General features: G+C 71.7%; 15 protein-coding genes and 1 tRNA gene. 1 reads left to right on the forward strand and 15 read right to left on the reverse strand.

Annotated elements, in window-relative coordinates:
- Positions 1–144: 144 nt before the first annotated feature.
- From AC1DUE_RS17025 to AC1DUE_RS17070, 10 genes are all read right to left on the reverse strand, one after another.
- A tRNA-Thr gene (locus AC1DUE_RS17025) sits at positions 145–217 on the reverse strand.
- Between the two features lie 75 nt (positions 218–292).
- Positions 293–784, reverse strand: coding sequence for a hypothetical protein (locus tag AC1DUE_RS17030; RefSeq protein ID WP_477040603.1), 492 nt, complete (start codon positions 782–784; stop codon positions 293–295).
- 45 nt (positions 785–829) lie between these two features.
- Positions 830–2407 (reverse strand): alpha/beta hydrolase, encoded by a 1578-nt coding sequence (locus AC1DUE_RS17035; protein WP_477040604.1) that lies wholly within the window; start codon positions 2405–2407, stop codon positions 830–832.
- Between the two features lie 155 nt (positions 2408–2562).
- Positions 2563–3702: a DNA polymerase III subunit delta' gene (locus AC1DUE_RS17040; protein ID WP_477040605.1), complete on the reverse strand. Its 1140-nt coding sequence runs from the start codon at positions 3700–3702 to the stop codon at positions 2563–2565.
- Entirely contained in the window at positions 3699–4412 is a 714-nt protein-coding gene (gene tmk / locus AC1DUE_RS17045; RefSeq protein WP_477040606.1) for a dTMP kinase, read from the reverse strand. Before tmk ends, AC1DUE_RS17040 begins: the two co-directional genes overlap by 4 nt.
- A 20-nt stretch (positions 4413–4432) precedes the next feature.
- Positions 4433–5437: a Gfo/Idh/MocA family protein gene (locus AC1DUE_RS17050; protein ID WP_477040607.1), complete on the reverse strand. Its 1005-nt coding sequence runs from the start codon at positions 5435–5437 to the stop codon at positions 4433–4435.
- A 23-nt stretch (positions 5438–5460) separates the two neighbouring features.
- Positions 5461–8205 carry a type I DNA topoisomerase gene (gene topA, locus AC1DUE_RS17055; RefSeq protein ID WP_477040608.1) on the reverse strand — a complete coding sequence of 915 codons (2745 nt, stop codon included), beginning with the start codon at positions 8203–8205 and terminating at the stop codon, positions 5461–5463.
- A 78-nt stretch (positions 8206–8283) separates the two neighbouring features.
- Positions 8284–9321 (reverse strand): phosphatase PAP2 family protein, encoded by a 1038-nt coding sequence (locus tag AC1DUE_RS17060; protein ID WP_477040609.1) that lies wholly within the window; start codon positions 9319–9321, stop codon positions 8284–8286.
- A gap of 74 nt (positions 9322–9395) precedes the next feature.
- Positions 9396–9752 (reverse strand): hypothetical protein, encoded by a 357-nt coding sequence (locus tag AC1DUE_RS17065; RefSeq protein ID WP_477040610.1) that lies wholly within the window; start codon positions 9750–9752, stop codon positions 9396–9398.
- 147 nt (positions 9753–9899) lie between these two features.
- Positions 9900–10895 (reverse strand): NAD(P)/FAD-dependent oxidoreductase, encoded by a 996-nt coding sequence (locus AC1DUE_RS17070; protein ID WP_477040611.1) that lies wholly within the window; start codon positions 10893–10895, stop codon positions 9900–9902.
- A gap of 67 nt (positions 10896–10962) precedes the next feature.
- Between AC1DUE_RS17070 and AC1DUE_RS17075 the strand changes: the two genes are divergently transcribed.
- A complete protein-coding gene (locus tag AC1DUE_RS17075) occupies positions 10963–11556 on the forward strand; it encodes a helix-turn-helix domain-containing protein (protein WP_477040612.1) in 594 nt (197 codons plus the stop codon).
- 192 nt (positions 11557–11748) lie between these two features.
- On the opposite strand, the gene AC1DUE_RS17080 is transcribed toward AC1DUE_RS17075, so the two are convergent.
- The 5 genes from AC1DUE_RS17080 to AC1DUE_RS17100 form a co-directional block, all read right to left on the reverse strand.
- On the reverse strand, positions 11749–12855 hold the full coding sequence (locus AC1DUE_RS17080) for an ABC transporter ATP-binding protein (protein ID WP_477040613.1): 1107 nt from the start codon (positions 12853–12855) through the stop codon (positions 11749–11751).
- A complete protein-coding gene (locus AC1DUE_RS17085) occupies positions 12852–13934 on the reverse strand; it encodes an ABC transporter permease (protein WP_477040614.1) in 1083 nt (360 codons plus the stop codon). The genes AC1DUE_RS17080 and AC1DUE_RS17085 overlap by 4 nt, the downstream gene beginning before the upstream one ends.
- Before the next feature lies 1 nt (position 13935).
- A complete protein-coding gene (locus AC1DUE_RS17090; protein ID WP_477040615.1) occupies positions 13936–14916 on the reverse strand; it encodes an ABC transporter permease in 981 nt (326 codons plus the stop codon).
- Entirely contained in the window at positions 14913–16145 is a 1233-nt protein-coding gene (locus AC1DUE_RS17095) for an ABC transporter ATP-binding protein (RefSeq protein WP_477040616.1), read from the reverse strand. Before AC1DUE_RS17095 ends, AC1DUE_RS17090 begins: the two co-directional genes overlap by 4 nt.
- Before the next feature lie 71 nt (positions 16146–16216).
- Complete coding sequence (locus AC1DUE_RS17100; protein ID WP_477040617.1) at positions 16217–17902, reverse strand: ABC transporter substrate-binding protein; 1686 nt, start codon at positions 17900–17902, stop codon at positions 16217–16219.
- Positions 17903–18016 lie beyond the last annotated feature (114 nt).

Genomic DNA, 18016 nt, shown 5'->3' on the forward strand with positions numbered 1-18016 from the left:
ACGAAGCCGACGACGGGCTCAGGAGCCGGCCGTGCGCCGCTCGTGGCCACCAGTTGGCACACCAAGCTGGGCTACGAGGTCGGCCACTCCCCACAACGAAAGGCCCCGCACCAGCGTTGCCGCTGGTCACGGGGCCTTTTCCGGAGCCGCCTAAGAGAATCGAACTCTTGACCTTCTCATTACGAGTGAGACGCTCTGCCGACTGAGCTAAGGCGGCGTCGTCGCGATCCAGGGGACCTCGGCGAGCGCGCCAACTGTACCCGCAGGACCCCGCCCCCTCCAAAGCGAGCGGTCAGGCGGGCCGACGCCCCGGCAGACAGGCGAGCGCGGCCGCGCCGAGCGCGACGGCGTCCTCGAGCAGCGCGGCCTGCCAGTCGGGCATCCGACCCCCGGCCCAGGCCCGCCAGGACGCACCCGCGTGCGTCCCGACGAACCCGCCGACCGCGCCCGCGATCGCGGGGACGAGGGGCCGGGCCGCGGCTCGACGAGCCAGCATCGACGCGCCGATCGCGCCGGCGACCGCGCGGAGCTCGTCGCCGCGGTGGTCGAGCCGGCTGGGCGCGGACGGCAGCTTGTCGCCGATGAGCTCGCCGACGATGCTCGTGGCCGCACCGAGGCGGGCGATCCGGCTCCCTCCGCCGGTGAGCGTCGCGGCACCGGGCCCGAGAGACGAACGGGCACCGGCCGCCAGACCGAGCAGGAGCGACCGCACGACGAGCCCGCCACTCGCCGGTCCGCCGCCGCGCAGGGGGCAGAGCGTGATCAGTCCGCTGAGGGATGCCATGCGGCCACCGTCACCCGGGGCAACGGCTTCGGCAACTCGGGGAGGTCAGCAGCGGGTACCGGCCGCCGGTGCGTCGCCGCCCAGCAGATAGGTGTCGACGGCACCGGCGATGCAGTCGTTGGACGAGCCGTAGGCGGTGTGCCCCTCGCCCTCGTAGGTCAGCAGGACGCCGGTGGACAGCAGGTCGGCGAGCTGCTCGGACCACCGGTACGGCGTGGCCGGGTCGTTCGTCGTGCCGACGACGACGATCGGGGGCGCACCCTGCGCCGTGTAGTCGTCGAGCTCGGGGGCGGCCGGGACCGGCCACTTCGCGCACACGACGTCGCCGTACCCGAAGAACGAGCCGACGGTCGGGGCGACCTCGTCGATCTGGGCGGCCTCGGCCCGCATCGCGTCGAAGTCCGGCGCGGTGTCGTGCGGCGAGTCCGCGCAGTTGATCGCGTTGAACGCGACCATCTGGTTCGTCGAGTAGGAGCCGTCCTGCTCGCGGTCGGAGTAGATGTCCGCGAGCTGCAGCAGCACCGAGCCGTCGCCCTTGCTGATGGCCGCCTGGAGGGCCTGCGTGAGGTAGCCCCAGGAGTCCTGCGAGTAGAGCGGCAGCGCGATCCCGTAGAACGCGAGCGAGCCGGTGAGGTCGCGGTCGGTGTTGGTGGGCAGCGGGTTCGCGCGGGCACGGTCGAGCAGGCGTCGCACCTGGGCCATGCCCTCGTCGACCGATCCCGTGAGCGGGCAGTCGCTTCCGCCCTGGCAGTCCGTGACGTACGCGCGCAGGGCGCCCTCGAAGCCCGCGGCCTGGCCCTCCGCGGCCTCGTCGGGCGTCAGCGTCGGAGGCAGGGCGCCGTCGAGCACCATCCGCCCGACCGTCGTCGGGAAGAGGGCCGCGTAGGTGGCGCCGAGCTCCGTGCCGTACGAGAAGCCGAGGTAGTGCAGCTGGTCGTCGCCGAGGGCCGACCGGATGACGTCGAGGTCGCGGGCCGCGCTGACCGTGTCGACGTGCGCGAGGACCGGACCGGTCCGGTCCAGGCAGGCCGCGCCGAGGTCGCCGTACACGTCGATCACGTGCTGGATGCCCGCATCGGTCGAGTAGTCAGGGTCGAAGGCGATCAGCTCGTCCAGCTGGGAGTCGTCGACGCAGTCGACCGGGCTGGAGCGCTGCACGCCCCGCGGGTCGAACGCGACGAGGTCGTACTTCGCCTGGACGTCCTTGCTGACCAGGCCCTTGGCCTGCTGCAGGAAGTCGATCCCGGACGCCCCGGGGCCGCCCGGGTTGAGCAGCAGGGAGCCGATCGGGTCGCCGTCCGTGGCCGCCGACCGCGCCAGCGCGATCCCGATCGACTCACCGGACGGGTCGGCGTAGTCCAGGGGCACCTGCGCGGTCGCGCACTCGCCGGCGTCGCACGACGTCCAGTCGAGTTCCTGGTTGTAGAAGGAGGCGAGCGGCCCGGTGGCCTGCGTCGCGTCGGCGCGAGGGGTCTCGACGGTCGTCTGGTTCTTCGGCGCGACGCATCCCGCGAGCAGGAGGGCGAGGCCGACGAGCGCCGCGACGACGGCGACGGGGCGTCGTGACCGACGGTCGCTCGCGTCGCGTCCGGGCGCGGCGGGGTGATCGGTCGACGGCAGCATGCCCCACACCGTAGCCGTCGAGACTGGGCGGTCCGTGGGAGTCTCGGGGAGATTGCTGGGGGAACCCTGTGGTGCTCGCCCGATCTGCGCCGTTTGCCCGATCGAGGATGTTCGCCCGATCGCGGGCGGTCGCCCGATCGCCGGTTGTCCGCCCGTCACCCCTGCGGTCGGAGCGCGACGGCCATCGCCTCGACCGCGAGCAGCGGGGCCACGTTCCCGGCCAGCCGGGTGCGGGCCTGACCGACGGCGTCCATGCGCCGCAGGGTCTGCTCCGCGGTGCTCGACTCCGCGAGCGCGCGGACCGACGGCTCGTGCTCGACGTTGACCAGCTCCACGCCGGCACCGAGCTGGACGACGAGGACGTCCCGGTAGAGCGAGAGCAGGTCCACCATCGCGCGGTCGAGCACGTCCCGCTGCGCCCGGGTCGCGCGGCGCTTCTGGTCCTCCTCGAGCTGCTTCACCTGGGTCCGCAGCGACGGCGGGAGGGTCGCCGCACCCTCGGCGCCCATGGCCCGAAGCAGCTCGGTGCGCTCCTGCGCGTCGCGCTCCTCGGTCGCCGCCCTGGCGTCGGCCTGCGCGGTCTCGACGAGCTCCCCAGCCGCGAGGACGGCGTCGCCCACGCCGCGGATCTTGGCGGCGATGCCGAGCACGGCCGACCTGCGGGCGCGGGCCTGCGGGTCGCGCGCGAGCCGGCGCGCGATGCCGACGTGGCTCTGCGCGGCCCGGGCGGCGATCTCGGCGACGTCCGGGTCGATGCCGTCGCGCGACACCAGCAGGGCCGCGACGGCGTCGACCGGCGGGACGCGCAGCGCCACGGAGCGGCAGCGCGAGCGGATGGTGACCAGCACGTCCTCCTGGCTGGGCGCGCAGAGCAGCCAGACCGTGCGGCCCGCGGGCTCCTCGATCGCCTTGAGCAGAGCGTTGCCGGAGGTGTCGTTCAGGCGGTCGGCGTCCTCGATGATGATGACGCGGTAGCGCCCCTGCGCCGGGCTGCGCTGCGCGAGCTCGACCAGCGGCCGCGCGGTCTCGGCGCGGATGAAGACGCCCTCCGTCGCGACGACCGTGACGTCCGGGTGCAGACCGCGCAGCGTCGTCGTGCAGTCGTGGCAGACGCCGCAGCCGCCGGTCGCGCACTGCAGCGCGGCCGCGAACGCGCGTGCCGCGTTCGAGCGCCCCGATCCCGGTGGGCCCGTCAGCAGCCAGGCGTGCGTCATCGCCGACGGGTCCGAGATCGCCGTCCGCAGGACCTCGACCGCGGGCTCCTGGCCGACGACGTCGTCCCAGACGCTCGTCACGCGACGCCCCCGGACGTCGCGACGCTCGGTGTGCCCGACGCGGCGACCCCGACCAGTGCCGCCACCCGCACCCGGATCGCCGCAGCCAGCTCGTCGACCGGCAGGGTCGCGTCGAGCACGAGCCAGCGGCCGGGGTCGGCGGCAGCACGTCCGAGGAACGCCTGCCGGGTGCGTCGGTGGAACTCGTCGCCGGCTCGCTCGAGCCGGTCGGGCTCCCCCGTCAGCCGCGCGCGACCGGCGACCGGGTCGAGGTCGAGCAGGACGGTGAGCGCCGGGAGCAGCCCGTCGACGGCCCACAGGGAGAGGCGCTCGACCTCGTCGGCACCCAGGTCGCGTCCGCTGCCCTGGTAGGCGACGGACGAGTCGAGGTAGCGGTCGGTGACGACCACGGCCCCGCGCGCGMGCGCGGGCCGGACGACCGAGGCGACGTGGTGCGCGCGGTCGGTCGCGTACAGGAGCGCCTCCGTGCGGGCGTCGACGTGGTCGCCGTGCAGGACGGCGTTGCGCAGCTCGACGCCGAGCTCCGTGCCGCCCGGCTCACGCGTCAGGACGACCTCGCGGCCCAGACCCCGGAGCCAGTCGCCGAGCAGGCGGGCCTGCGTGGACTTGCCCGCGCCGTCACCACCCTCGAACGACACGAACAGCCCCGGAGGGGCAGGGGTCGACGCAGGCTCGGTCACGTGCGTCAGGGTAGTCGCCACGGGAGACATCGCCGTGCCGGACCGCCCTCTCACTCGCCGGGGTAGACGACCCCGACCTGCGCGCGGATGGTGTCCATGGTGCGCATGACGTCGAGCGTGTTCTGCCACGTCATGCGCGGGCTCTCCACGTCGCCCAGCGCGACCCGCCGGGCCACCTCGGCCGCCTCGAACTGCAGACCCTTCTGGCCGGGCTTGTCGAACGTCCAGACGCGGCCGTCGCGGCGCTCCACGCGGAACGACGACGTGCCGTAGAAGCTGCCGGCCACGCTGATCAGGCCCTCGGTCCCGGAGATCTCCGCGGTCGTCGGGGACTTGGCCCACAGGGTCGTCATGAGCGTGGCCTGCGTGCGCTCGCCGTAGGTCATCGCGATCGAGATCTGTCCGTCGACGCCCGTGGACGTCAGCTGGCCGACCGCCTGGATCGAGTCCGGCACCCCGAGGAAGTCGTGCGCGAACGACACCGGGTAGACCCCCAGGTCGAGCAGCGCGCCACCCGCGAGGTTCGGGTCGAACAGGCGGCTCTTCGGGTCGAACGCGAAGTACTGGCCGTGGTCGGCCGAGATGTTGACGATGTCGCCGATCTCGCCGGCGTCGATCACCTGGTGGAGCGCGTCGACGTGCGGCAGGAACCGCGTCCACATCGCCTCCATGACGAACACGCCCGCGGCACGGGCCGCGTCGAAGATCTCCTCGGCCTCGGCGACGTTCCGCGTGAACGCCTTCTCGACGAGCACGTGCTTGCCCGCCGCGATCGCCAGCAGCGCGTGCTCGCGGTGCTCCGAGTGCGGGGTCGCGACGTAGACCGCGTCGACCCGCTCGTCCTCGACCAGCCCGCGGTAGCTCGTGTGCACCGACGGGACGCCGTGCGCGGTGGCGAACCGGGACCCGCGATCGCGGTTCCGTGAGCCCACGGCGACGAGCTGTGCGCGGGTGTGCGTGTTCACCGCGGAGGCGAACACGGCGGCGATCCCCCCGGCGCCGAGGATGCCCCAGCGGATCGGAGGTGCGGTACGGGGATCCTCGGTGCGAGCCATGGCGCCAACCTATCTCGCGCGCCCTACTTCTTCGTCGCGGCCTTCTTGGCAGGTGCCTTGGCCGGCGCCCGACGGGCCGGTGCCTTCTTCTTGGCCGGGGCCGACGCGCGCTTCTCGACGAGCAGCTCGATCGCCTGCTCGCGCGTGATCGTCTCGGGCGTGAGGTCGCGCGGCAGGGTGCGGTTGGTGACCCCGTCGGTGACGTAGGCGCCGAAGCGGCCCTCCTTCACGACGATCGGCTTCTCGGACGTCGGGTCGTCGCCCAGCTCCCGCAGCGGCGGCGCGGACGTGGCGCCGCGACCGCGCTTGGGCTGCGCGTAGATCGCCAGCGCCTCGTCGAGCGTCGTCGTGAAGAGCGCCTCCTCGGAGGCGAGCGTCCGCGAGTCCGTGCCCTTCTTCAGGTACGGCCCGTAGCGCCCGTTCTGCGCGGTGATCTGGGCGCCCGACTCGGGGTCCACGCCGACGACCCGGGGCAGGGACAGCAGCATCAGGGCGTCGTCGAGAGTGACCGACGAGAGCGACATCGACTTGAACAGCGACGCCGTGCGCGGCTTCGGGGCCGCCGCGAGCGCGCGCTTCTGGGCGGCCTGCGACAGGGACGTGTCGATCTCGGGATCCGGCAGGATCTCCGTCACGTACGGCCCGTACCGGCCGTTGCGCGCCACGATCGGCGTGCCGACGACGGGGTCGGTGCCCAGCACCTGGTCGCCCTCGGGCTGCGTCTCGAGCAGCTCGCGGGCCTTCTCGACGGTCAGCTCGTCCGGTGCGAGCTCCTCGGGCACGGACGCACGGCGCGGGTTGCCGTCCTCGCCGGGCTCGGCCAGCGAGTCCTCGAGGTAGGGCCCGTACCGGCCGACGCGCAGCACGATGCCGTCGCCGATCGGGATCGAGTTGACCTCCCGGGCGTCGATCTCCCCGAGGTTCGCGACGAGGTCGCGCAGACCCTCGCCCTCCTCGTTGCCCGAGCCGTCGCCGAAGTAGAACCGCGACAGCCAGGCCACGCGGTCCTTGTCCCCCGCCGCGATCGCGTCGAGGTCCTCCTCCATCTCGGCCGTGAAGTCGTAGTCGACCAGCCAGTCGAAGTTCTCCTCGAGCAGGCGGGTCACCGCGAACGCGAGCCACGACGGCACGAGCGCCTGCCCGCGACCCGTCACGTAGCCGCGGTCCTGGATCACGGAGATCGTCGCGGCGTAGGTCGACGGCCGCCCGATCCCGCGCTCCTCGAGCGCCTTGACCAGCGACGCCTCGGTGTAGCGCGGCGGCGGCGAGGTGCGGTGCCCGTCGGCGGTGAGGTCGGCGGCGGAGATCGGGTCGCCCTCGGCCATCGCGGGCAGCCGGGCGTCGCCCTTCTCCGCGTCGGCCGTCGACGAGTCCGTGTCGTACCGGGAGACGTCGCGACCCTCCTCGTACGCCGCCAGGAACCCGCGGAACGTGATGACCGTGCCGGAGGCCGAGAACAGGACGTCGGTGCCGTCGGAGGCGGTCGCGCCGAGGCGGACGGAGGCGGTCTGCCCGCGGGCGTCGGCCATCTGCGAGGCGACCGTGCGCTTCCAGATCAGCTCGTACAGCCGGAACTGGTCGCCGGAGAGCTCCTTGGCCACCTGGGCCGGCGTGCGGAAGTGGTCCCCGGCGGGCCGGATGGCCTCGTGCGCCTCCTGGGCGCCCTTGGCCTTGCTCGTGTACACGCGGGGCGAGTCGGGGATGTACTCGGGGCCGTACAGCTCGGAGGCCTGCCGCCGCGCGGCGTCGATCGCCTGCGAGCTCAGCGACGAGGAGTCCGTACGCATGTAGGTGATGTAGCCGTTCTCGTACAGGCCCTGCGCGGTGCGCATGGTCTGCCGGGAGGCCATCCGCAGCTTGCGCGAGGCCTCCTGCTGCAGCGTCGAGGTGGTGAACGGCGCGGCCGGCTTGCGCGTGTACGGCTTGGTCTCCAGCGAGGCCACGGCGAACGACGAGGACGCCAGGTTGGCGACGAGGCTCGTCGCGACCGCCTCGTCGACGTGCACGACGTCGGCGGTCTTCAGGGTGCCGTTGTCCGCGAAGTCGCGGCCCGAGGCGACCCGCCGTCCGTTGACCGACGACAGCCTGGCGGAGAACGCCGGCTCGGCGGCGTCCTCGACCGTGCCTTCTACGGCGAATGTGCCCGTCACGTCCCAGTAGTCGGCGGCGACGAACGCCATCCGCTCGCGCTCACGTTCGACCACCAGCCGGGTGGCGACGGACTGCACACGGCCGGCCGAGAGGCCCTGACGGACCTTGCGCCACAGCACCGGGCTGACCTCGTACCCGTACAGCCGGTCCAGGATGCGGCGGGTCTCCTGCGCGTCGACCAGCCGGTCGTCGAGCTCGCGCGTGTTGGCCAGCGCCCGCTCGATGGCCTCGCGGGTGATCTCGTGGAACACCATGCGCTTGACCGGGACCTTGGGCTTGAGCTCCTGCAGCAGGTGCCAGGCGATGGCCTCGCCCTCACGGTCCTCATCGGTGGCCAGGAAGAGCTCGTCGGAGTCCTTCAGCAGCTTCTTGAGCTCGCTGACCTTCTTCTTCTTGTCCGCGTCGACCACGTAGTACGGAGCGAAGCCGTTGTCGACGTCGACCGCGAACTTCCCGAACGGGCCCTTCTTCATGTCGGCGGGCAGCTCCGAGGGCTGCGGGAGGTCGCGGATGTGCCCGACGCTCGCCTCGACGTCGTACCCGTCGCCCAGGTACCCGGCGATCGTGCGCGCCTTGGCGGGCGACTCCACGATGACGAGCTTGCGCCCTGCAGACATCCGTCAGGCCTTCCTCAGACTGCGCGAGGTCGGATGGCCCCGCACGTAGTGCACCGCTGGGGACTCTACGGCGTTCCGTCAAGCCTCCGGCAATCGGTTCGGCTGGCGGGAGTCCTTACTCACACGTAACGGCGCAGGTGGGCGGTTCGATTGCACGTCGGTCCCGACGAGGGGCGGACGAGCCGCGGCGGCCTGCCGCAGCACCAGCATGATCGCGAATGCCAGGCACGACGCCATGAGCGCCCCGGCCGCTCCTCCGAGGTAGGCCGTGACCTGCTCCGCGCGGGCCGACAGATCGTCGCGGTTGTTCCACGTGTGCGTCAGCGCGACCGCCGCACAGCCGGCCGCGGCCACCCCCAGGATGACGAGCCCGGAGACGACCAGACGCATCGTCGCGGGCGTCGGGTCGCGGTCCACGTCGCGGGCGACCTTGAGCGCCCCGGTCGTCGTCGGGACCCGAGCAGGCGTCAGCGCGACCAGCGCGCATGCGATCGAGGTCCAGGCCAGCACCACCAGCACGGCGGCGACGACGTCCGAGGGCCGGTGCCACTGGCCGATGAGCGTCGAGATGCCCGTGGCCGTCGTGTACCCGGCACCGAGCACCGCCGCCCATGGCCGCAACCTCGGCGGCACGACGAGGACGAGCGCCGCCGAGATCGACGCCGCGGCCGTCGTGTGACCGCTCGGCAGGGTGTTGCCGTAGCTCGCCTCGACGCCCAGGTCGGGCCGGTCGAACACCGAATGCTTGAGCACCTGCGTGGTCAGGTTGGCGCCGATCATCAGCACGGCCACCTGGACGGCGAGCGACCAGCGCCGACGCAGCGCGGCGATGAGCATCGCGGCGAGCAGCACGGCCACGATGAACCCGACCGACACCACGTCGAGCACCCGCTCCGCGACCCGCCACAGCTGCGTCTGCCCGTAGCGCGCACCCTGGAACGCGGCGTTCTCCACCTGCTGCCCGGCCAGGGTGTCGACGAACACCCGCCAGAGCAGCCAGACGCCCACGAACGAGAGTGCCGCGATCGCCAGCGCCAGCACCACGACGCCCATCCGGCGGTCGCGGACGACCGGAGCGGGTCGCGCGGGGGCGCGCAGGACGGGGGCATTGCTCACCGCACAACGGTAGGTCACCGTCGGGTCCCGATCGTCCCCCCGGAGTCTGACGGCGCGCGCGACGGGCACGAGGGTCAGCGCGGCGACGGCTCCCCCGGCGCGACGACGACCGCGTGCGTGCACGTGCCCAGCTGCGCCCGGACGTCGTCGTCGGCGTTGATGCACAGCAGGCAGCCGCCACGCCGCTCGAGCTCGACCGCGGCCTCGTCGATCACGTCCGCCGCGTGGTGGCTGCGCAGGCTCACGGCGCCCAGGTCCAGCACCACCATCGAGGCCGTCGCCGACAGGGCGTCGAGCAGGTCCCGCAGCCGCCCGACGTCCGCGCGCCCGAACGACCCCGCCGGGCGCACGCTCGCGGTCAGCCACGGCTGCTGCGGTCCCGACGCGAGCACGGTCGTCCGGTCGAGCCCTGTTGCGGTCATGGTGCTCATCGCGTGCCTCCCGGCGGCGTCGGCGAGCGGGTGGTCGTCCACGGGCTCGGGAACCACTTCACCGACCCGGCCTGTGGAACACCTGGACGTGGACAGCCCTTGACCTGTGAGAGAGGTTGGCTACCGGACGGGCCCCCGCACGAGCGGTCACGCGACGGGCACCGCTCGTCGGACGTCCTCGTCGACGAGGTCGGCGTTGATCATCGCGCCGGCCCGCGTGCCTGCCGCCATGGAAGCCCCGACCTGCGCCATCAGGTCGGTGACGTTGCCGGCGACCCACACCCCCGGCACGTTCGTCACGCCCGCGCCGTCCCCGACCGCGTAGGTGCCCGCGGCGCCGTCGAGCACCCCGAGCTCCAGCCCGAGCCCCTCGAGCCCCTCTGTGCGTGCCGTGAACAGGGGCGCGACGACGAGCGCGTCGAGCGGGACGACCGCGTCCTCCACGCGCACCCCGGCGAGCCTGTCGCCCTCGACGACCACCTCCTCCACCGGGCCGTCCACGACCCGCACGCCCCGCGCCCGCAGCATCGCCGCCTGCTCGTCGGAGAACGGCGGGGCCGTGTGCCGGAGGACCACGACGTCGTCGGACAGCTGGGAGAACAGCAGCGCCTGGTGGACGGCCCGCGCCGAGGTCGCCAGGATGCCGATCGCCTGGTCCCGCACCTCCCACCCGTGGCAGTAGGGACAGTGCAGGACGTCGCGCCCCCACCGCTCGCGCAGCCCCGGCACGTCGGGCAGCTCGTCCACCAGTCCGGTCGCGACGAGGACCCGCCGCGCCCGCACCACGCGGCCGTCCGCGGTCGCCACGACGAAGCCCGGTGCCGGCGGCCGCCCGCCGGTCAGGAAGCCCTGCGCTCCGGCGCCCGCCGCCGTGCCCTCGTCGCGGCGAGCCTCGACCACCCGACCGGCGACGACCTGCCCGCCGTACGCGCGCAGCTCGTCGCGACCGCGCGCCAGGAGCTCCGCCGGCGCGACACCTTCCTGCCCGAGCAGCCCGTGCACCCCCTCGGCGGGCGCGTTGCGCGGCTCGCCCGCGTCGATCACCAGCACCGCCCGACGGGAGCGCGCGAGCATCACCGCCCCGCTGAGTCCCGCGGCGCCGCCGCCGATCACCACCACGTCCACGTCCGTCGTCTCGCTCATGCGCCCACCGTGCAGCGCATGTGCGAGCTTCGGCAACGCTCGTTGCCGGAGTGGCAAACTGCCGCCCATGACCCACGACGCGAAGGCCGAGGACGTCGAGCTCGTCATGCGAGCCGTGGGCCCGCGGCTGCGCGCGGTGCGCCAGCAGCGCGGACTGACGCTCGCGCAGGCGTCGGCGACGACCGGGATCTCGGTGAGCACGCTGTCGCGACTGGAGTCGGGAACGCGACGCCCGCAGCTCGAGCTCCTGGTGCCGCTGGCGGGCCTCTACCGGGTCCCGCTCGACGAGCTGGTCGGCGCGCCCGCCACCGGCGACCCGCGCGTCCACCCGCGGCCCGTGACCCGGCACGGTCGCACGGTGATCCCGCTGTCGCGGAGCACGGGCGACATCCAGGTGTTCAAGCTCGTCATCCCGCCCACGCCCCACGTGCCCGAGCCGGTGCTGGGGACGCACCAGGGATACGAGTGGCTGTACGTCATCGAGGGTCGGCTGCGCCTCGTGCTCGGTGAGCACGACCTGGAGCTGCCGCCCGGCGAGGCCGCCGAGTTCGACACGCGCGTGCCGCACTGGTTCGCCAACGAGGGCACGCAGCCGGCGGAGGTGCTGAGCATCTTCGGGAAGCAAGGAGCCCGTATGCACGTCCGGGCGCGGCCCTCGTAGACCCACGACAGACCAGGTCGCAAAGCGCACAGCGAGGATGCACGTCCGGGCGCGGCCCTCGTCGTGAGTCCTTCTTCCTGAGCGCATCCGCTGACCGGCCCGCCCCCGGTGGCGACACGGTCGTCGACGAGTCGACGACCGAGGCGGATGCCACCGAGGACGGACCGGGGATCAGCGGAGGTTCTCAGAAGGTCAGCGGACCGACAGCTCCACGGGGACGGGGACGGGCTGGAACCCGGCCGCGGCCACGGCGGCCGGGTCGTGCCGCAGGCACGCGACCTGGCGACGGGGGTCGTCGCCGGGCACGGCCGGCGTGACGAGCTCCGGCGCGACCGTCGCGCACGCGTCGAACGCGTGGGCGCAGCGGTCCCGGAACGGGCAGCCCGTCGGGCGCCTGGCCAGGTCCGGGGGCGAGCCGGGGATGCCGCCCAGCTCGCGACGCGGCCCGCGCAGCGGCGGGAACGAGTGCAGCAGGGCGTCGGAGTAGGGGTGCCGCGGACGCCGGTAGACGTCCTGGGCCGCGGCCTCCTCGACGATCTCGCCGGCGTACATGATCGCGATGCGGTCCGCGATCTCGATCAGCAGCGAGACGTCGTGCGTGATGAAGATGACCGAGAACCCGAGCCGGTCGCGCAGCTCGGCGATCTGCTCCACGATCTGGCGCTGCATGACGACGTCGAGCGCGGTGGTCGGCTCGTCCATGATCAGCACCTGCGGGTCGAGCGCCAGCGCCATCGCGATCATGACGCGCTGGCGCATGCCGCCGGAGAGCTGGTGCGGGAAGGACCGCAGGCGGTCGGGCGAGATGCCGACCATGTCGAGCAGGTCGGCCGCGCGCTCCATCGACTCGTTCTTCTTCATCGACGGCAGGTGCGCGAGCAGCGCGTCGGAGATCTGCCGGCCGATGCGGTGCACGGGGTTGAGCGAGTTCATGGCGCCCTGGAACACGATCGCCATGTCCTGCCAGCGGGACGCCCGCAGGTCCTGGTCGCTCATGGCCAGGACGTCGACCTGGGAGCCGGAGCGGTCGGTGAAGACGACCTCGCCGCCCGTGATCATGCCGGGAGGCGGCAGCAGGCGCGTCGCCGCGTAGGCGAGCGTCGACTTGCCGCAGCCGGACTCGCCGGCCAGCCCGAGCACCTCGCCGCGGTTGAGCGTCAGCGAGACGTCGCGCAGCACGTGCGTCGGGTTGTCGTCGAACCCGTAGTCGACCGAGAGGTTCTTGATCTCCAGGACGGGCTCGGCGACGCGGCCGACCTCGCCGGGCGTCCAGATCGAACGCGTGGGGACGGCGCTCATGCCCGGTCCTCCTTGCTGTGATGGCCGTTCGACGGCACGATCCCGGCGACCTCGATCTGCTCGGACTGCGTGACGAGCGTCGACTTCGGCGCCGACGCACCGGGCGCCTCGTAGACCACGGGGGTGAAGCCGATGCGGGGACGGATGCCGCGCTTGCGCAGGGTGCGGGCGTTCATGCCGACGCTGCGCAGCCGCGGGTTGACGAACTCGTCGATCCCGAAGTTGATGAGCGTCAGGGCCATGCCGACCAGGGCGATGCACAGACCGGCCGGGACGAACCACCACCACGCGCCACGCTGCAGCGCGAGGTTGTTCTGCGCCCCGTACAGGATGGTGCCCCAGTTCCAGTCGCCCGGGTCGCCGATGCCGATGAAGGCCAGCGTGGTCTGCGTGAGCACCGCGAACACGACCGTTCCGACGAAGCCCGAGGCGATGATGGCCGTGAGGTTCGGCATGATCTCGGCGGTGATGATGCGCCACGTGCTCTCACCGCTGGCCCGGGCGGCCTCGACGAAGTCTCGCCGTCGCAACGACAGGGTCTGGGCACGCAGCACGCGCGCACCCCACGCCCAGCCGGTCACCGCGATCACTGCCGCGACGGTGACACCACCGACCGAGGGCAGCTGGCCGGCGATGATGATGATGAGCGGCAGCTGCGGGATGACCAGGAAGACGTTGGCGAGCATGGACAGGCCCTCGTCGCCGATCCCGCCGATGTAGCCGGACGTCACACCGACCAGGACACCGATCGCGGTGGCCCCGATCCCGGCGATCAGGCCGACGATCACGACGCTCCGGGTGCCGATGATGATCTGGGACAGGATGTCCTGCCCGAGCTGGTTGGTGCCCAGCCAGTGCGAGGACGACGGAGCCTGCAGCAGGTCCGCGCTCAGCGCGCCCGGCTCGTACGGGGCGAGCCAGGTGCCGAAGATGGCGAGGAACGTGAAGAACGCCACGATCACGAAGCCGGTGAGCGACTTCGAGTTCCGCAGGAAGACGAAGCGCCGCTTGCCCGAGGTGGTGGTCTCCGCCGTCGTGACGTCGGGAGTGTCCTCCAGGAGCGTCAGGTCGATGGCCATGTCAGCCCTCCTGCCGGGTCCGCGGGTCGAGCGCGGCGTAGACGAAGTCGGCAACGATGTTGGCGACGAGGACGGCCATCGTGATGACCAGGAAGCAGCCCTGCATGAGCGGGTAGTCGTGCGTCGACACCGCGGTGAACAGGACGTAGCCGATGCCCTGGTAGGAGAAGACCATCTCCATGATCAGCGTGCCGCCGACCACGAACCCGAGCGACAGCGCGAAGCTGGACACCTGGGGCAGGATCGCGTTGCGGGATGCGTAGCCGCCCATCACGCGCCGCTCCTTGAGGCCCTTGGCCTGGGCGACCGTCACGTAGTCCTCGGAGGACACGGTGACCATCATGTTGCGCATGCCGAGGATCCAGCCGGAGATCGACGCGATGACGATGGTCATGGCCGGCAGGAAGCCGTAGTAGATGACCGAACCTATGAACTCGAACGACCAGTTGGGCACCATCGACCGGTCGTAGCTGCCGCTCGAGGGGAACCAGCCCAGCCGGACCGAGAACACCGAGATCGCGATGAGGGCGAGCCAGAAGTACGGGACCGCCGAGAAGAAGGCCGAGATCGGCAGCGCCGAGTCCGCCCACGTGCCGCGCCGCCAGCCGATGGACCGGCCGACGAGGGTGCCCAGCGTGAACGCGATGATCGTCGCGACGCCGACCAGACCGATCGTCCAGGGCAGCGCCTGCTCGACGATGTCGGCGACCGGCTGCGGGAAGAACGTGAACGAGCGGCCGAGGTCGCCGTGCAGGATCAGCTGCCAGTAGTCGACGTACTGCTGCCACAGCGACTGGGTGTCGTCGAGGCCGAGCAGCACCCGCAGCGCGTGCTCCGCGTGCGAGTCGATGCGGCCCTGCAGGCGGCCCATCAGGGCGCTGACCGGGTCGCCGGGCATCATGCGCGGGATGAAGAAGTTCAGCGTCACGGCCGCCCAGAAGGTGACGATGTAGAAGATGATGCGGCGGACCATGAATCTCATCGGAGGCCCTCCTGTCCGGGCGTGTGGGACGCTGCGGGCGCCGTCGGCGCGGCGATCGCGGCACCGCCCGGGTCGGCGCCCGCAGCGGGCTCGGGGGCCGCGGCTGCGGCCAGGTCGGCGTCTGCGCGGACGACGACGTCGACGTCGATCGTCGGGCGGGCACCGTAGGCATCGAGGACGGAGCCGAGCTGCGGGCGGTCCGGACGGTCGGCGTAGCCCCAGCAGGCGGCCAAGCGATCGACGCCGACGTCCATCAGCGGCGGGACCTCGGTGCGGCAGACGTCGTTCGCGAACGGGCAGCGCGGGTTGAACCGGCAGCCCTCGGGGGGCGTGACGAGGCTCGGGGCCTCGCCGCGGGCACCGCGGGCGCGGGCGTCCAGGTCGTCGGGGTCGGGGGCGGACCGGACGAGCAGCTGGGTGTACGGGTGCTTGGGGTCCTGCGTGACGGACTCGCTGTCACCGCTCTCCACGACACGGCCGGCGTACATCACCATCGTGCGGTCGGCGAAGTAGCGGGCGGACGCGATGTCGTGCGTGATGTACAGGATCGCGATCTGCAGGCGGTCGCGCAGGTCGCGCAGCAGGTTGAGGATGCCGAGGCGGATCGACACGTCGAGCATCGAGATCGGCTCGTCGGCGAGCAGGACCTGCGGGTTCGCGGCCAGGGCGCGGGCGATCGCGACGCGCTGACGCTGGCCGCCGGAGAGCTCGTGCGGGAACTTGTCGATGTACCGGTCGGCCGGGCGCAGGTTCACGCGGTCGAGCAGCTCGAGCAGCGACTTCTCCAGCTCGTCGCCGCGCAGTCGTCCGCGGTGGATCCGCAGGCTGCGTGTCAGCGTGTACCGGACGGTGTGGACGGGGTTCAGTGACGCGAAGGGGTCCTGGAAGATCATCTGGACCTTGGACACGTACGTGCGGAACCCGGCACGCCCGTTGACGTGCGCGTCCTCGCCGTTGAGCTTGATCGTGCCGGCGGTCAACGGCATCAGCTGGGCGAGCAGCCGCGCGATCGTCGACTTGCCGGAGCCGGACTCGCCGACGAGGGCGACGACCCGGCCGCGGTAGAGCTCGAGGTCGACGTCGTCGACCGCGTGCACGACCTTCTTCGAGCGGAACCCGCGGACGGGGAAGTACTTGCGGATCGAGACCGCCTGGAGGACCGGGGTCTCGGCGGTCTGCACGGCGCCGTCGCCGTGCTCCTGGATCGGACCTTGCGTGGGGGCAGTCATCAGCTCACCTGGGGGAATGTTCGTCAGGGCGGGCGGTGCCCGCGGGTGCGGTGGGAGCAAGCCCACCAGGCTCAGCTGGCGGGCTTGAGCTTCATGACGATCTCAGCAGCACCCGGACGGGTCGGCTGCGGCCCGGCGTACGGGTCGTCAGCGTCCGGCCAGCCCACGTAGCTCTTCGTGGAGTACTGCGCGGTCTGCGGACGCGACCACAGGGCGATGCCGGGAACCTCGTCCACGTAGATCTTCTGGATCGTGTTCAGGGCTGCCGTGCGGTCGTCCTCGCTGGAGCTGCTGGCGTACGTCTTGAACGCGGCCGTGGCCTCGTCGTTCTGGTAGCGCCCGAAGTTCCAGTTGGCCTTCTCGCCGAGCGGCACGTACTGGGCACCGTCGAAGATGTCCGAGTACATGTCGTACGGCGTGGCGCCGCCGTCGGTCCAGTGGAACGCCGCCTGGAAGTTGCCCAGCGGGACGTCCTCGAACCAGTTGTCGGCCGGGGGCTTCTCCGCCGTGGCGTCGACGCCGAGCTCCTGCGCGGTCGCGACGACGAGGTCCTGGGCCGTGTTGTAGTCGTTCCAACCGGTCGGGTCCGTGATCGCGAACGAGACGGCCTCACCGTCGGGGTCGATCAGCTTGCCGCCGTCGTCCCAGGTGTAGCCGGCGTCCTCGAGGATCGCCTTGGCGTCGTCGACGCTGGACGGGTAGTCCTTGCCGTCGAGGTCCGGGTTCAGGAACGGCTGACCTGCCGGCAGGGGCAGGCCCGAGACGTTCGTGAGGACCGGGTTGACGCCGGACGTCGCGATCTTCGTGATGTTCTCGCGGTCGAGGGCCGTGTTCAGCGCCTGGCGGAACGCCTTGTTGCTGAACGGCTTGGTCTCGACGTTGAGGAACATGTTGTCGATGCCGAGGCCCGCGGCAGCCCACTGGTGGTAGTTGTCGGGGTCCTTCGCGATGTAGACGGTCTCGTAGTCCGCGATGAACGTCCAGCCCCACTGGACCTCACCGGTGGTGAGGGCCGTCGTGAGCGCGTTGTTGTCCGTGTAGGACGAGTAGCGCAGCTGCTTGACCTGCGACTTGCCACCCCAGTAGTCGGGGTTGGGGTCGAGGGTCGCCGCCTGCGGCGTCCAGGACGTCAGGGTGAACGGACCGGTGCCGACCGGGTCGGTGTTCTCGTCCGTCGTCGGGTCGGCGACGTCCTTCCAGATGTGCTCCGGAACCATCATCAGGCTGTAGAGCTTGGACTGGTTGACGAACTGGCCGGACGTGAAGGCGACCTTGACCGTGCCGTCGTCCTGCACGGCGACGTCGCCGTAGGGCAGGGCGGCGGAGTTGATCGCGTCGTTGTTCTTGCGCAGGTTGACGTTGAACGCGATGTCCTCGGCCGTGAAGTCCTCACCGTCGGACCACTTGACGCCCGAGCGCGGCGTGATCGTCGCCTCGGTGAAGTCCTCGTTCCAGGTGACCGACTCGGCGAGCCACGGCTCGGCGTCGGCAGCCGGGTCGGCCTCGTTGACCATCATGAGGGGTTCGTAGATGACCATCGCGTAGCCGAGGGACATCGCCGACGAGTTCGTCGCGAACGGGTTCTGGTTGTTCGCCTGGACACCGTTCGGCATACCGATGGTCAGGACACCATCGGACGAGCCGCTGCCTGCGGAGCTGGACGCGTCGTCGTTGCCGCTGCCACCTGAACAGGCGGTGGCGAGCAGCGCGACCGTGGCCATACCGGCCATCATCGTTGCGAGCTTGCGCGTTCTCACGGAGTGCCTCCTTGCACTGCTGGGGTACTTACGGGTGTCGTTCGCTGAAAAGAGACTGACAGGGGAGCCTTGCCGGACGACTGCGGATCGTCCGTCCTGCAGGTCGTGCTCGGG

The organism is Cellulomonas sp. P4_A2 (genome assembly GCF_056402515.1).